We start from the raw sequence: 14,990 nt of genomic DNA, 5'->3' as shown, positions 1-14,990 counted from the left end.
TAGACTGTCGTGTGCCGATGGACGCTCGAAATATAGTTTTACTTACAATTGATAGTCTTCGACATGATTATGTAAGTTGCTATGGGGACGTCTCAAACACCACCCCGGAAATCGACACCTTAGCGAATTCCGGTGTATCATTTGACGAAGCAGTCTCCACAGCCTCACACACCAAGGATTCATTCCCCGGTATCCTCACCTCCAGTCTGCCTTCAATCCAAGGGTCTCACCACATATCGAACAAAAATACATCTATCGCCGAGGTCTTTCGCCAAAACGGATTTAGCACATTTGGTCTGCATTCAACACCGATGATGAGCATGACTAACAATTACGCCAATGGTTTCGATACTTTCCTTGATCTGGCAGATCATGAGGAAGCCCGTTTCGATATCTCATCGATATTGGACTATCTCCCGAATCGAGTCCTTGATAATGCACATCGGCTAGTTGAACAACTTAACTTTGCAGACGTTGAACAGGTGGATTCGGTGGCAGATGCAACTAAACTTACGGAACAATTTCAGGAACACATTTTGAAAACAGAGACTCCTCGATTTTGTTTCATCCATTATATGGATGTCCATACGCCGTACACACCACCTGCGCGTTACTACAAGAACTTCTTATCTAGCGATATTTCTGAACAGAAGATTAATGAGGTGAATGACCTTCTGCTCTCGAATAAGGACTTGTTCCGAGGAGACCCTGCCTCTGTCTCAGAACGTGACCTAGAGATAGCAAAAGCGCTCTATAAGGGGGCGATTCGGTTCGTCGATGACAACGTTGGTGAACTCGTCAACCATCTCAAAAATATAGGTGAGTGGGAGAATACCTTGTTAGTCATCAGTGCAGACCATGGCGAGGAGTTCCGAGAACACGGCGGTTTCTTCCATGGTCAGAAACTCTATGAGGAGCTCATCCGTGTTCCTTTGATTTTTTCGGGTGGTGCTGTTCCAAACCACCATGTTGAAAACCAGGTGAGTCTCCTAGATCTCGCACCGACAATCATAGATCTCTGTGGATTGTCCCCACCAGACTCAATGCTCGGAGAGAGCCTCGGAAATACTGTGATTACGAAACAGCCGAAGACCGAATATGCACTCAGTGAGGCATCAGTGAAGCGATTAGGAACGGATATTGGTCGGACCATTTCGTGTCGGGCCGCCGATGGCCGCAAGCTCATTTTCAACGAAACTGACTCGGATTGGTCGGATACTAAATTCGAATTCTATAACCTTCAAGAGGACCCGAATGAGCAAGATAATCTAATCGGGACAGTACCTGATGACGAGTTGCAGGACCTCCGAGAACGAATCGAGAGCTTAGCGCAAGGCGAAATATCCCAGGATGATATGGGAGGAGTAGTTGAAGACCGCCTCAAATCCCTTGGATACTTAGAGTAAACTGAATGTTTGTAGTGGCCTGTCTAAATTAGTAATAGGACATCCAAGAATTCTCCGTGCCGAAGATAATCTTTGAGTTCGACTGTATTTTTTTACTCGGTTTCAAACGTCATAAAGATAGTTCAATAAATGTTGTTTGTTATCCGATATTTACACTGAATCGTTGATATCGCACTTTCACAGTCTCAGCACATTCCAATCCGATAAGTCCTAATCTCTATACAGGTTCGCATGGTCAATTGAGGGCATTAATGGATAATACTACTAAACTTCCTATTACACCCTTAACCGGGGAGAACTCACCCCTCTAAAGAAAGCCAGCAATAATATGGTTTTATTGTCAGTCCCATAGGTTAGATTCTCAGTGTAGAAGCCCGATCCAACTGTCTTGTTGAGAGCTAGCAGGAGTCGGAAAACCTTTTAGCAGGATGATGCTTGGTTCGTCTATGAGGCCTATCGTTTTCATTAGTGTAGACTGCCTCCGAGCAGACCATCTGGGCTGTTATGGCTACAACAGGCCAACATCACCGAATATTGATCAGCTAGCCTCGAACAGTACACTCTTTGAATATTCATACTCAAACTGCCCTGGAACAAGGTGGGCTTTCCAATCACTCCACACTGGTGTTTCCACAATCAAGATAGACGGTCTTGGCATTCCTGAGGGATATAATCCACTAGCCGTTTATCTCTCTGAACTGGGATATACGACAGGCGGTTTTGCGGTCAACGGGTTTGTGAGCCGCGACTATCGCTACGACACAGGTTTCCATTCCTTCTACAGTGTCAAAGATTCGTCATCTCAACATGGTCTTGTAATGCGAGCGGGTCGAAAGGTCAATGATGTATTCGGGAGTAAGACCGTCAGGAATCTCATCCTTGAACCGATCCATGACCGATTGAGAAACTTTAGAAGTGGAGACAGTAATCAGTTCCAGCCCGTTCACTCGGATGCCAATACCGTTGACCAGGCACTATCGTTCATTGATGAAGTCGAGAATCCGTATTTCCTCTGGGTCCACCTGATGGATGCCCATACTCCGTATGGATTCTGGCCAGAGCACCTGCAAAAGATTCGTGGAGACACCGATATTGAACACACAATCCATCCCGGACAAGAGGGGAAAGTCAAACAAGGAAGAGAGCCATCAAAGGAAGTCATCGACACTTATGATGCTGGAATCAGAAGTGCTGACAAACAAATCGGGAGGTTACTAAAGGCTGTTCCCGATAATGCGACGGTTGTGCTCACAGGGGATCACGGCGAGGAGTTTGGTCAGTTCGGGGACTTCCATAATGCCTCACTGTACAGCACTCTGACGCAAGTCCCAATCATCGTTCGAGATCCGGAATTGGCACCTGGTCGGTCAGAAATGCCTGCACAACATCTCGATATCCCGCCGACCCTACTCCATGCAGCAGGATTAGATATCCCCTCACATTGGGAGGGCGAGCCACTACAAACTGTCGATAGGAAATCTGGAGAACCAATATTCTTCACTCTTGGCCCAGATGAGATTGGTGTTCGAGTTGGTGGGTGGAAGTACATTGAATCCGATGGGAGAAAAGAACTCTACCAGGTCCCTCACGCAGCCGCGGAATCGGAACAATCGAACAACGAAGAAAAACGGCAGGAGCTCCAGACGCTTGTTGGACAGTATCGGGCTAGTGCTGGGGCAGCTGGGACTGGTCAATCTGAATTAGATGACGGCGGTCTTTCCAAAGAAGTTGAGGATAACCTCGAGGATCTGGGCTACATATAACGTTTGCCCGAACGGGAGGCAAAGCAGAAGTCCTTAGATGGAAGCTGTAGGACGAACCTGACATGTTCTGAACTGGGTTTGTCCCCTGGATAGCGCTACGGTCAAACAAGATGAATAACACTATAGACAGATACAATGACACTGTTCGAATAGCTTGATGTCTCATTTCTTACCGACTATTCTGTGTTCACCCACTTTCCTCAGGAGTGAATCCGGATCTAGGAATCGGTAAAGCTCCTGAAAGTGTCCTTCACTACTTCTACGCTCATCGCTCGATAAAATGAGATCTACATAATAGAGATGCCTGGTAATAGTATGGCTTCTAGCGCCCGTAGGGACGTCTGTCACTCTCCTGGTCCATCAATGACCTTGAACTCGTCGCTGAACGAGTCGTCATTGAAATAGTCAGCGAGTTTGGGGAGTAAGCCCCGCCTGGCAATTTTTAATTGATGGGTTAACCATTGCTAGTAATATTAAAGGGAAAATATTTATCTGGTACGCGAGGGGGCTCAATACTTAGGCTGGGTCACCGTCAATACGTACCTACCAGTTATCCTAATCATCGCGAAATCCAGGGGATTACTTGTACCCCAGCGCCTCAAGTCGACGCTCAATCTCATCGTCGACCTCCTCAGACTCGACGGACGTGTCGTTGTCGTCTGCGCCAACCCGGTTCTCAATGTAGGCCTCTAGGTCCGCTCGATGCGACGCCGAGGTACACTCTTCGAAGCGAAGCGTGTCAGCGTCCGAGTCTCGTTCACAGAAGCCGACGCCCTCGCTGGAGCGAAGCGCGTAACGACGGAGATGACTCTCGTCTTTTTCGCCCCGAACTTGCGAGAAGACATTCCGATTCTTCGCTAATGGAGATAGCAAAGAAATTCGATCATCGTCGGTCTTTTGGCCTATTGCGTCTAGAATCGTCGGGACAATATCAATCGTACTTACTGGGGTCGAAATTGTCCTCCCCGGTGTCCCTGGGCTGTGAATCAACAACGGGACGTGTGTGATTTCGTCGTGGAGATACCGCGGATGTTCATAATAGCCGTGTTCACCGAAGGCGTCGCCGTGGTCTGCAGTGATGATAAGCAGAGACTGTTTAAGCAGGTCGCGCTCACGTAGGGCTTCGAGGAAAGCCCCAATTTTCTCGTCATTGTATCTAATTTCGGCATCATACAAGTCGATTAACAACGCACGTTCGTCGTCAGTGATCGATTCTGGCTGCTTAATTGCCCGTTGGTAGAGCGACTGGAGATCTTGTTTTGTGGCACCGTGGTCACGATATGCAGAGAGATACTCCTGTGGCGGATCATACGGTCCATGCGTGTCCATGTAGTGGTTCCAGAGAAAGAACGGCTCGCCATCGTCTAATGAATCAATCCATTTCAGTGATCGTGTATTGATTTCTTCGGCGCGTGCGTAGTGGCGGTTCCGGAGCTTATCGAATACTCGTTGTGCGAGCGCAATCAGTTTGTGTTGGCCGAGACGAAGATCGTCGTCGAAGACGTCGAATCCCTGATCAAAGCCGTAGGCACGTGAGACGAACGGATTCGAGTGAAAGCCTCCGGTTGCAAATCCGTTTTTAGTAAGCATTGATGCGATAGACTCAGAGGCGAGATTGTATTTGGAGTCGATTGCGACGTCGGGATATCTCCCGGTAAGCAGTGCGGGAACTGCTTCTCGAGTGTGCGAACTGGCACTGTATGCGTTGGTAAATTGAATGCTCTCTTCAGCGAGCGCATCTAGTATTGGCGATGTATCGCGGTGATACCCGTAACAGGAGAGATGGTCGGCTCGCAGGGCATCAGCTGAAAGGAGGACAATATTCTGTGGTGACTCGCTCATTGGAAGTTTCTTACTATGCAGCAATTTGACTCTTCCGGAGGAATCATTTCGCCCCCGGGCAATTGAGTGGAGCGAATTTATTGTAAATTTATATTCAAACACTGCAGGACAACCCATCCTTTTATACTAGCTATACTATTATATAATCATTGTCACCACATAACTTGCATCGGCTCAATACTACAAAATCTCTAACGAGAATGTCACGTATTGGCGAATGTCTCTACTAGTCAGAAGGCGTGTATATATTGTAATATATACTTCGCGACGTCTGTAACAACTTAGACAAAAGCGGTATGCTTCCCGACTGAAAGCTAGAGGCTAATGTGTCCATGAATATCGCGTTTGTCTCTAATGTCGTCTACCCGTTTGTTACCGGTGGCGCCGAGAAGCGAATCCACGAAATCGGGTCGAGACTGGCAAATCGGGGACACAACATCACGGTATACGCGCGCCACTTCTGGGACGGGGAGGAGGTGTTCACTCACGACGGGATGACACTCCGAGCAGTAGCCCCAGGGGTTGAACTCTACAGTGATGAGCGCCGATCGATATCTGAGGCAATCGATTTTGCAGCACGGCTCGCTCCGTCTCTTCGAAAGAGCCTTCGTAGGCATGACCACGACCTCATTATTGCGTCTGTCTTCCCCTATTTCCCAGTCCTCAGTTCGAAACTCGTGAGTATTGGCACGCAGACGCCACTGGTCACGACCTGGCATGAGGTGTGGCGAGACTACTGGGACGAGTACCTCGGCCGTCTCGCGTTGGGTGGGAAAGGAATCGAATATCTCACCGCGCAGCTTCCACAGTCTCCAGTTGCTGTGTCTGGAGTCACAGCCGATCGCTTATCGCAGATTGGCCCATCCCGAGGTCAAATCGAAGTCGTCCCGAACGGCATTGATGTTGAACAAATACATGCGGCACCCCTCCCTGACGAATCGTATCGGCTCGACGGAATGCCAGGTTTCGACATCCTCTTCGCGGGTCGTCTTATCAAAGACAAGCGTGTCGACGTGCTTCTCAATGCGTTCGATAATATTGCCTCTCAGTTCGATGTCTCATTGGGAGTTATCGGCGATGGTCCCGAGGCCCAACGGTTGCAGTCGAAAGCTGCAGAACTCGATAGCGCAGACAGAATCACCTTCCTTGGATTTCTTGATGAATATGAGTCTGTTCTCGGGCATATGCGAGCGGCCTCTGTATTTGCCTCACCATCAACGAGGGAGGGGTTCGGAATCACATACGCAGAGGCGATGGCAGCTGACTGCCTCGTAATTGGTGCTGACCATCCCGAATCTGCTGCTGGGGAGGTGATTGGCGATGCGGGCTTTCTCGCTACACCCACAGTTGAGGGCGTAACGACCGCATTGTCCACTGCTCTCTCGGGTCAACAACCCCCGACGTCACCTACGAGACGGGCTGAACGTTTTGACTGGGACTCAGTTGCAGACCAAGCCGAGGCAGTATATCAACGAGCAGTTCAATCGTCCAGAGACCTATAACCCAAAACCAAAAGACGGTGTTTACCAGGCTTCTCTCTTACATTGGCGATACGTAGTAATTCGTACATTTCGACATCAGTCAGTGACAGTAGTTCATAGCAAATTAGTCATTGAGAAGGAATTTAAGCACCGGGTGATGAAAGTGCCAACATGGATGCAATAGTTCTTGCAGGGGGCTTTGCGACACGGCTCTGGCCAATTACACGGAATCGGCCGAAGATGCTCCTCCCAGTCGGGGAAACGACTGTCATTGACTCCCTCCTTGCCGATCTTGAAGCCGATGACCGAATTGATGACGTCTACGTAAGCACCAACGAGGCGTTCGCGGACACATTTGCCGAGCATCTCGATAATCAGCCCTTCGAAAAACCAATCCTCTCGGTCGAGGAGACAAGCGACGAAGCGAGCAAGTTCGGTGTCGTCGGCGCGCTTGCCCAACTCGTTGAACGTGAGGATATTGACAATGACCTGCTCGTTGTCGCTGGGGATAACTTGGTGGGGTTCGACCTCGGCGAGTTCGTCGATTTCTTCGAACAAGAAGAAACCCCCTCGATTGCAGCCTACGACGTCGGGTCCCGTGAGAAGGCCACATCATACGGGTTGGTCGAACTTGATGGAAAGCGCGTCGTCGACTTCCAGGAGAAGCCAGATAACCCGAACAGCACCCTCGTCTCGATTGCCTGCTATGCGTTTCCCAAGGAGGTTGTCCCGCAGTTCGAGACGTATCTCGCCGAAGACAATAACCCAGACGAGCCAGGCTGGTTCATTCAGTGGCTACAGGCCCAACAACCGGTACACGCCTTCACCTTCGACGACGCGTGGTTCGACATCGGCTCATCAGAGGGGTATCTGGATGCCGTTTCGTGGGCAATCGACGGTGACTCACAGATCGCAGAGAACGCTCTCGTCGAGAACTCAGAACTGCGAGACGTCAGCATTCTCCCGGGGGCAGACGTCCGTAACAGCACGCTTGAGAACGTGGTTGTCTTCCCTGACACAACAATCAAGGACGCAACCTTGACTCGCTCAGTTGTCGACCGCGAAGCGACCGTCTCGGGAGCAGTGCTCGTCGATTCGACGGTTGGAGCACATTGTGACATCGAAGCTACTCCTGAACAACTTCGGCAAGACGATCGAGATACCGAGCGGTATGAAGCACTAACATCGGAGTAGACGACTTCCTGATGACTCGGGTCGATTGCACCCGGATCGATGCTGGGACACGACCTTCAAAAGGTTGTAACATCGTAGATTGCTGATCGAGCCTATTAGTAGATGCCGGCCTTCAAAGACAGTCTGCTAAATCGTGACCAGTTACCGTTAAAGGAAAAACAGCGTCTATTCTGCGATCGCGCTCAGGAAGAACGATCCGAACACAATCTGGATTCCGAGGACGACCGCGGTCAAGGCCACGACGTCAGCCATCAGGAGCGGAAGCTGGCTGAATCCACTACTGGCCCACTGGCCGAACAACACCGCCCCGTAGGCCGCCCCTGCACCGAAGATGATTGTCCCAAGGGTTGCCCCTTGCTCCAGTCGCAGATTGTTCGTGATCCAAGTCGTTACCCTGTCCTCGGGCTTCCGAATGGGGTTCGTGGTAATGGTTGCGAAGACGCCCATACTCGCAATCTGATACCCAACGAGCGTCAGTAGACTCCCAGCCATCATCGAATGTGCGCCGGGAGTGAACCCACCGAGACTAACGTGGAAGAACGCTAGGCCCATCAGTAGCAGCCCAAAGGTGCCCAGTACAAACCCAGGAACCGAAAATAGATACCCCGGGGCGTTTTCGAGCATGAACTTCACGTGACGCCAGCCATCGCGGAAGCTATCGAGTTTCGCCTCTCCTGCTCGGGCGTGATAGGTGATGGGAACTTCCTCGATGGTTAGGCCACGTGCCCCCGCCTCCATGATCATCTCTGAGGCGAACTCCATCCCAGTTGTCTCACAATCCATCGTTGCCAGTGCATCCTGCGTGAACACGCGCATGCCGCTGTGTGCGTCACTCACGCCAGCCCCGTAGAAGACATTGAGGAACTTCGTGAGCAACGGGTTGCCGACGTACTGGTGAAGCTTCGGCATCGAGCCGGGGAGGATCTTCCCTTCGAGACGGGAGCCCATCGCCATATCCGCATCACCGTTCGCGACGAGGTCGTAGAGCTTGGGCAGTTCCTCGAAGTCGTACGTACAGTCCGCGTCACCAATCGCAATGAACTCCCCACGGGCGTGTTCGAACGCGTACTGATACGCGTAGCCGTAGCCCTTCCCGTCAGGATTGACGACAATGGCGCCCATCTCTCGGGCAATCTCAGGCGTTCGGTCGGTCGAGTCGTCACTGACGATGATTTCGCCGTAGACGCCAATGTCGACGAGCGCGTTCTTGATGCGGTCGATACACTCTGCAATTCCTTCTTCCTCGTTGAGCGTCGGCATGACCACGCTCAACGTGGGTTGGAGTTCGCTATCCGCAGACAGAAGGTAGCCTTCTGGTTCAACCTCTTTTACTGGTGCCCTCGGCTTCGTCTGAGTGGGCTCCGTCTCGACACCACCCGTCGAACCCGACTGTATTTGGTTTCCGCTTGACATTATTTATAGTTGTTACTGCGACCCCCCTCTGACACGCCTGCCGTGCAAAGCATCACACGACAGTCCAATCAGGGCGCTTATCCTAGGTGCAGAAGTAGAAGGACAAAAATGCTTCCATTAGGGATGTAATTACGAGCGACTACATATATCAATTCACATCACTGATAAAAATATACAATATGGCATCTATGGACGTATCTTTTGGCAGTCTGTTAAGCTCGGCTGAACGACATCATGACAATTATTGTAGTAATTCCAAGACGTTCAAGCAGAGATGAAGCTCGCAGTAGGGGTTCTCAGTCGTCGGAGCTAAAACACGGCCTGCTCGTACTCGTCACCGAGGACACGCCCGTCTTCGGTATCATCACGGGCAAGGAGGACCTCAAGACGGTCAGCAACCTCAAGGGGGTTCAGGCTCGTGATGCGCCTGTTATCGTCGTGGCTCCGTCCTCCCTCGAACGCGAACTCGAGTTTGCCGATTACTTCCTCCCACTCCCAGAGACCCATCCAGATATCGCAGGCGTTCTCGCGAATATTCAGTTGCAACTCGTCTCCTATCATATCGCAGACCAACTCGGCCGGCCAATCGATAAGCCACGCAATCTCGCAACGTCGGTAACGGTCGAATAGCGACCACAGCAGTTTCGACGACCTTTCATCTACGACCGCTACACCGACCGCGGACTATATTGAGATCAATTTTGCAGAGTGGCTTCCGCGTTGAACGTTGTCGAACGGGGTCTCGATAAGCTAGGAGTGGATCACTCCGAAGGTCCGCCTGTGGAGACTGCGACCTCTACGTCCGCTACGGCGGCGGAAGCAAGCCGCGTCGTGGAAGCAGGAAGCCCCGCCCTCAACGAACGAGTCGCGAAAGCGGAAAGTGAGTAGGGCGGGGTAGTTCACACGGCCGATTGGAAGTCCCCAACTAGACCGCAAAGATACCGGCATAGTGGTCGCCCACACCGCCAGTTAAAGGAGAAAGAGAGTACAGTTCGTCTGTTCTCTGCCGCCTGGAGTTTCACTGCCCGCGTTTGGAACACTTGGACGTGGCAAGATTGGCGAATCGTTTCTGACACAACTCCTCCAATAAGATTACAGAAAGCCGTCCCAGTCGCCGTCAAGAGACAGAGAGTACATTTCGTCTGTTTAGGACAGGTTCGATACGCAAAATCGGCAGCCGATATACGCCCTCTCACGAGAACGGTGTCTACTCACTAACACACGAAACAAACGAAAGAAGGAATTAAATAGCCTTCTTCCGAACTCTGCTATAGAATCAATGTCCGGGCCATTTAGCGATATCACGGACACAATATTCGCAGACAAGAGCGTTCTCCAAGAGGAGTATCAACCGGAGCAGATTCTTGAGCGGGACAAAGAAATCGACGAGTACCGACACGCGCTCCGTGATGTTCTATTTGGAAATGATCCGGAGAATGTGATGATCTACGGCAAAGCTGGCCTTGGCAAGACGGCCGTGACGATGTATATGATGGATGCACTCAATGAGGAGGTCGAGACTCGCGAGCAGGCCGACGATCTCTTCATCCACACGGTCAATTGTAACGGCAAGTCGCTGTTCATGGTGGCCCGGACACTAGTCAACGAAATTCTTCCCGAAGAGGCGAGTTCATTCCCTCGCCGCGGTCTCGGTACCGGGGATGCCTTCGAGACGCTATACCAGCAACTAGAAAGACTCGGTGGAACTCATCTGTTTGTCTTTGACGAAATCGACCACATTGACGATGCGAATACCCTCCTGTACGAACTTCCAAGGGCACGTTCGAACGACTATCTCGATGATGCGCGAGTCGGAATCATCGGTATTAGTAACAACTACACGTTCCGCAAGTCACTCTCGCCAAAGGTCAAGGATACGCTGATGGAGGCTGAGATTGCGTTTACCCCGTACAACGCAACTGAACTTCAGACCATTCTCAACGACCGGGCAGAGAACGCATTTGTAGAAGGTGGATACGATTCGTCTGCTATCAGGGCTGCCGCCGCAATCGCTGCACAAGACGTCGGCAACGCACGCCAGGCGATTGACCTGCTTCGTGTGGGGGCCGAGGTTGCAGAGAAGAATGGCGACTCACAGGTCACTGACACCCACATCACTCGGGCTCGGACGCTTGTGCAACGGGGGAGGCTGCAAAACCGCATCAGCGACCAGACTAAGCATGCACAGTTTGTTCTCGAAGCCGTTGCTAGACTCGAACAAGACGGAAAGACGCCTGCCCGTTCCAAGCAAGTCATGGCGACGTACGAGACCGTAGCGCACTCCTGGGACAGAGACCCTCTGACTACTCTGAAGAGTATTCAAGGCCATCTTTCAGAGCTCCACATGCTGGGGTTCTTCACCCAACATGAGAGAAACGAAGGCCGTAGTGGTGGACACTATTTCGAATACGAGTTGGATCTGGACGCATCCATAGTCCTCGAAACGCGTAACGATCTCGAACTGGGTAACGATTCGATTACTTCACCCTCCGAATAATGTCGCTGTAATCACGAAGAGAGTGCATTTCGTCTGTTTTTGACCAGAATGATAGACGAGCGGTTCTTTGGGAGCTACTCGATACCCTTAGTGGTCTCTGGATCTTTTATAATCTGCTGCAATTTGTGAGCTGAAGATGTCGCTGCTGTCAGCCTCTGTCGTCAATAATCGGTTGCCCCTCTGAGGCACTCCTTTTGAATCGGACGTACCTGAGACTCACGAATGCTGAGCCTCAGCTAGCAGGTAAACAGACGAAATGTACTCTCTTTCTAATGGTTAGTTACCCCCGGTTACTAGATGAGCATCCACTGTGCACTTCTCATAGTGCACTTCCACGCCTCACTCGCTCTGCACGCCGCTGCGCGAGGAGGGACTGAGCGTCTTCAAAACCCCCTTTCTGGCATCCTTCAGTAGTCATTCAGCAGCCCCGGAACAGACGAAATGTACTCTCTTTCTAATCCCCTCTGAGGGAGAAATATCGCCACAAAGCCAATCGCTTAGAAAGTAACCTTGCCAGTTTACTATTGGTTGTGAAAGAGTACAGTTCGTCTGTTTACCTGCTCAATTCGGGAGCTAATGGGTGAATATGGCATATCTCTCCGAGCGGCCGTGTCTCGACATTTCTCATACACTTGGTATCTACCCGTGGCACCTGCCCACCGGAACAGACGAAATGTACTCTCACTTGTCGATAGAGTGTTAGTAGAAGTACAGTAAGTGGTGCTCTGGTTACTGAGAGGGGTTCGGCACGTATTGCTGACAAACCTGCTGGATACCTGCTTCTAATGAAATTTGTGGCGCCCACCCTGTCTCCGCGTTCATTTTCGAATAGTCAGCCATTGTGTCATGGACGTACACGCTCTCAGGGATGGGGTTCTCGATGTATTCTGGTTCGATATCCGTCCCGAGTTCGTCGTTGAGCATCTCAACGAGTTCGTTAAACGACGTTGCGTCGCCAGTGCCCAAGTTGTAGATTCCCGTCAACTCATGCTCTGCGGCAGCGCTAAGTCCACGAACGATGTCATCAACGTGGGTGAAGTCCCGCGTCTGGGAGCCATCACCGAACAAAACCGGAGCGTCGCCGTCTGCAAGATCATCAGCAAACTGCGCGATGACGTTCGCAAACTCACCTTTGTGTTCCTCTGAGCCGCCGTAGCCCTGATAGACCGAGAAAAAGCGCATCCCAGCCATATTGAGGCCGTAGTGATTCGCGAGGTACTCAGCATAGTTCTCGCGTGCCATCTTTGACGCTTCATACCCCGTGTTCACAGTCACGTCCATGTCCTCCGGAGACGGCTCCGTCCGACTCCCATAGATCGAGGAGGTCGACGCATAGACCACGGTGTCACAGCCATCCTCCATCGCCTGCTCAACGGTGTTGATGAAGCCGAGAATATTGACCTTCGCCCCTTTCATCCGGTCTTCTTCGTGCATCTTGTACGACGAGAGCGCAGCCAGATGGAACAGCACGTCAACATCGGTGGGGAGTTCGTCATCGAGGACGCTTGCCTCGTAGTATTCTACGTCATCGTTGAGGTTCTCTGGGGTACCGAGATAGCCATCGTCGACGGCGACGACGTCGTTGTCTTCAGCGAGCGAATTGGCGAGATTCGAGCCAATGAACCCAGCACCTCCAGTGACGAGTATTCTCTTTCCGGTAAGGTTCACACTGTTGGTCACAACCTACGACATATCGATATTACGGTCTGGTCAAGCCGAAGCCCGCTGGCCCACCTTCGATAGAACTCCTCATCAGACCACCCAGGTCCAGCCTGTGGCCCACCCACGACAGGTTGGTCTGGTTTGTGAACCGATTCGGGCGTACCCCCAGTGCAAATCACTGGCCCTCTCCCCAGATAAGTCAACTACCCCACCCTACTTCGCTCACCCTGACGGGTTCGCTCGTGGAGGGTGTCGCCAGAACTCTCTGAGTTCTGGCTGCTAACCAGAAGTCGAGGACTTCTGGTGATGGGGCTTGTCCATGAACTCGGCTTCGAACCCGTCCGGGTGGGCGGTAAATCCGCCGCTCAGCGTCACCGTTCCAGACTTCAGGGCGAGCTGACTGTCGCCCGTCCGCTGAGACGACTGTTGGCCCCGACGGACGTACCGCATCCCGATATTCTTCGCCGCGTTGTAGTCCGCGTTCGCTTCCGACTCGCAGCTCTGACACCGAAAGTCGTTGCGAGTTGGGCGATTCTCGTCTGCCGTGAATCCGCACTCGGCGCACCGCTTCGATGTGTACGCCGACCCGACTTGCTTCACCAGGATCCCGACCGCTTCGGCTTTGTACGCCACTTGCTCGTACAGCGTTCGGAACGCCCACTTGTGCCCCCACGACGCACCCGTCCGGTCGCGGATATACGTCAGGTCCTCGAACGCGATTACGTCACAGTCGTATCGAAGCGCTTCGTCTACGATCGCGTTCGACGCCCGGTGCAACACGTCACGGACGTAGCGAAGTTCCCGGCCACTAGACTGTTCGAGCGTTCGGTGGGCGCTTCGTGTCCCGGTCTGTTGGAGTCCGGCACGGACCGTCTCGAACTCACGGAGGTCGTGAGTCAACTCTCGCCCGCTGACAAAGTGGGCGGTACTGGTGACAGCGAGGTTTTCGATACCGAGGTCAACTCCGAGGACCGTTCCGTCCTCGGCAGTGTTCCGCTCAGTATCGTTTTTGTGTCGGCGGAAGCCGATATGCAAGAAGTAGTCGCCGTCACGAGCGGTGAGCGTACTTTCCGTGACGCTCCATATCTCGGAGTCGACGTACTGTCGTTGGTAGCCATCGTCGGCGTCGGGCAAAGCAAGGTCACACCTGACGCGACTCTCCGTTGTGGAGAGCGACACCGTATCATCGTCAAACAGCGTCATCGTCCGAGTGTCGTACTTCACCGTGGATGCGGTGAAGGTTGGCCTGCTGACCTTCTTGCCGTTGGACCGACGGTCGAGACAGCCGGTGATGGCTTGTGCAGCTTGGTGGGTGGCGAGAATCGTGTGTTGACTGCCGAGGTCGGTGTGTTCGCGCACGGTGTCGTAGGCGAGGGGCTGGACGTCGCTTTTGGTGTTGCATTTACCCCACGCCATGTCCGTGGCGAGTTGGCAACCACGCTTCCACTCGGAGATGGTTTCCTCAAGCAACTCGCGTTGCTCACCATCTACCGAGAGGCGGGTGATTGCCGTCCGACGCACGTAGTCGTCTGCCACGTATTCAATGTTGATGGGTGGCTACTTATAGACTGATAATTGTAGCCGGTACGAACGCGCTCCTCCCCTCCCTACTCGCTCCCTTCGGTCGCTCCTTGAGGGAGGGGACTCCACGCTACCGCTTCAGTTGAACCATCTTCTGTCTCCGAACTGCTGATATCAATACAAAGAGGGCCTCTATTGGCACTTCAGCAAA

At 52.1% G+C, this 14,990-nt stretch carries 9 protein-coding genes and 1 pseudogene; 6 read left to right on the top strand and 4 right to left on the bottom strand.

The window, feature by feature from the left end; all coding sequences use genetic code 11:
* Window positions 1-17 precede the first annotated feature (17 nt).
* Window positions 18-1,406 carry a sulfatase family protein gene (locus MX571_RS14265; RefSeq protein ID WP_247418507.1) on the top strand — a complete coding sequence of 463 codons (1,389 nt, stop codon included), beginning with the start codon at window positions 18-20 and terminating at the stop codon, window positions 1,404-1,406.
* Window positions 1,407-1,852: 446 nt separating this feature from the next.
* Window positions 1,853-3,169: a sulfatase gene (locus MX571_RS14260; protein WP_247417935.1), complete on the top strand. Its 1,317-nt coding sequence runs from the start codon at window positions 1,853-1,855 to the stop codon at window positions 3,167-3,169.
* Between the two features lie 579 nt (window positions 3,170-3,748).
* Here the strand turns inward: MX571_RS14260 and MX571_RS14255 are convergent.
* Window positions 3,749-5,011 carry a sulfatase gene (locus MX571_RS14255; protein WP_247417933.1) on the bottom strand — a complete coding sequence of 421 codons (1,263 nt, stop codon included), beginning with the start codon at window positions 5,009-5,011 and terminating at the stop codon, window positions 3,749-3,751.
* 332 nt (window positions 5,012-5,343) lie between these two features.
* Here MX571_RS14255 and MX571_RS14250 point away from each other — a divergent pair, with 332 nt between their 5' ends.
* Window positions 5,344-6,513, top strand: a complete 1,170-nt coding sequence (locus tag MX571_RS14250) for a glycosyltransferase family 4 protein (protein ID WP_247418505.1) — start codon at window positions 5,344-5,346, stop codon at window positions 6,511-6,513.
* Between the two features lie 150 nt (window positions 6,514-6,663).
* A complete protein-coding gene (locus tag MX571_RS14245; RefSeq protein ID WP_247417931.1) occupies window positions 6,664-7,686 on the top strand; it encodes a nucleotidyltransferase family protein in 1,023 nt (340 codons plus the stop codon).
* A 165-nt stretch (window positions 7,687-7,851) separates the two neighbouring features.
* On the opposite strand, the gene MX571_RS14240 is transcribed toward MX571_RS14245, so the two are convergent.
* Window positions 7,852-8,946, bottom strand: coding sequence for a glycosyltransferase family 2 protein (locus MX571_RS14240; protein WP_282594493.1), 1,095 nt, complete (start codon window positions 8,944-8,946; stop codon window positions 7,852-7,854).
* Window positions 8,947-9,384: 438 nt separating this feature from the next.
* Between MX571_RS14240 and MX571_RS14235 the strand changes: the two are divergent.
* Together MX571_RS14235 and MX571_RS14230 are read left to right on the top strand one after the other, a co-directional pair.
* Window positions 9,385-9,729, top strand: a pseudogene (locus tag MX571_RS14235) (SIS domain-containing protein); the annotation flags it as partial.
* 649 nt (window positions 9,730-10,378) lie between these two features.
* Window positions 10,379-11,596, top strand: coding sequence for an orc1/cdc6 family replication initiation protein (locus tag MX571_RS14230; RefSeq protein ID WP_247417925.1), 1,218 nt, complete (start codon window positions 10,379-10,381; stop codon window positions 11,594-11,596).
* A gap of 729 nt (window positions 11,597-12,325) precedes the next feature.
* Here MX571_RS14230 and MX571_RS14225 read toward each other — a convergent pair.
* Both MX571_RS14225 and MX571_RS14220 read right to left on the bottom strand, forming a co-directional pair.
* A complete protein-coding gene (locus MX571_RS14225; RefSeq protein WP_247417923.1) occupies window positions 12,326-13,264 on the bottom strand; it encodes an NAD-dependent epimerase/dehydratase family protein in 939 nt (312 codons plus the stop codon).
* A gap of 273 nt (window positions 13,265-13,537) precedes the next feature.
* Window positions 13,538-14,794 (bottom strand): RNA-guided endonuclease InsQ/TnpB family protein, encoded by a 1,257-nt coding sequence (locus MX571_RS14220; protein ID WP_247417920.1) that lies wholly within the window; start codon window positions 14,792-14,794, stop codon window positions 13,538-13,540.
* Between the last annotated feature and the right edge of the window lie 196 nt (window positions 14,795-14,990).

The sequence above is a fragment of the Halomarina salina genome (genome assembly GCF_023074835.1).
GTDB lineage: Archaea > Halobacteriota > Halobacteria > Halobacteriales > Haloarculaceae > Halomarina > Halomarina salina.
The sequence above is the reverse complement of the archived record's forward strand: the minus strand, read 5'-3'. Positions and strand labels throughout refer to the sequence as shown.

Bases quoted from the DNA above. Each gene is read 5' to 3' on its own strand.
- MX571_RS14265 (WP_247418507.1), top strand. From the start codon at position 18: ATGGACGCTCGAAATATAGTTTTACTTACAATTGATAGTCTTCGACAT.
- MX571_RS14250 (WP_247418505.1), top strand. From the start codon at position 5,344: ATGAATATCGCGTTTGTCTCTAATGTCGTCTACCCGTTTGTTACCGGT.
- MX571_RS14255 (WP_247417933.1), bottom strand. From the start codon at position 5,011: ATGAGCGAGTCACCACAGAATATTGTCCTCCTTTCAGCTGATGCCCTG.
- MX571_RS14260 (WP_247417935.1), top strand. From the start codon at position 1,853: ATGAGGCCTATCGTTTTCATTAGTGTAGACTGCCTCCGAGCAGACCAT.
- MX571_RS14240 (WP_282594493.1), bottom strand. From the start codon at position 8,946: ATGCCGACGCTCAACGAGGAAGAAGGAATTGCAGAGTGTATCGACCGC.
- MX571_RS14230 (WP_247417925.1), top strand. From the start codon at position 10,379: ATGTCCGGGCCATTTAGCGATATCACGGACACAATATTCGCAGACAAG.
- MX571_RS14245 (WP_247417931.1), top strand. From the start codon at position 6,664: ATGGATGCAATAGTTCTTGCAGGGGGCTTTGCGACACGGCTCTGGCCA.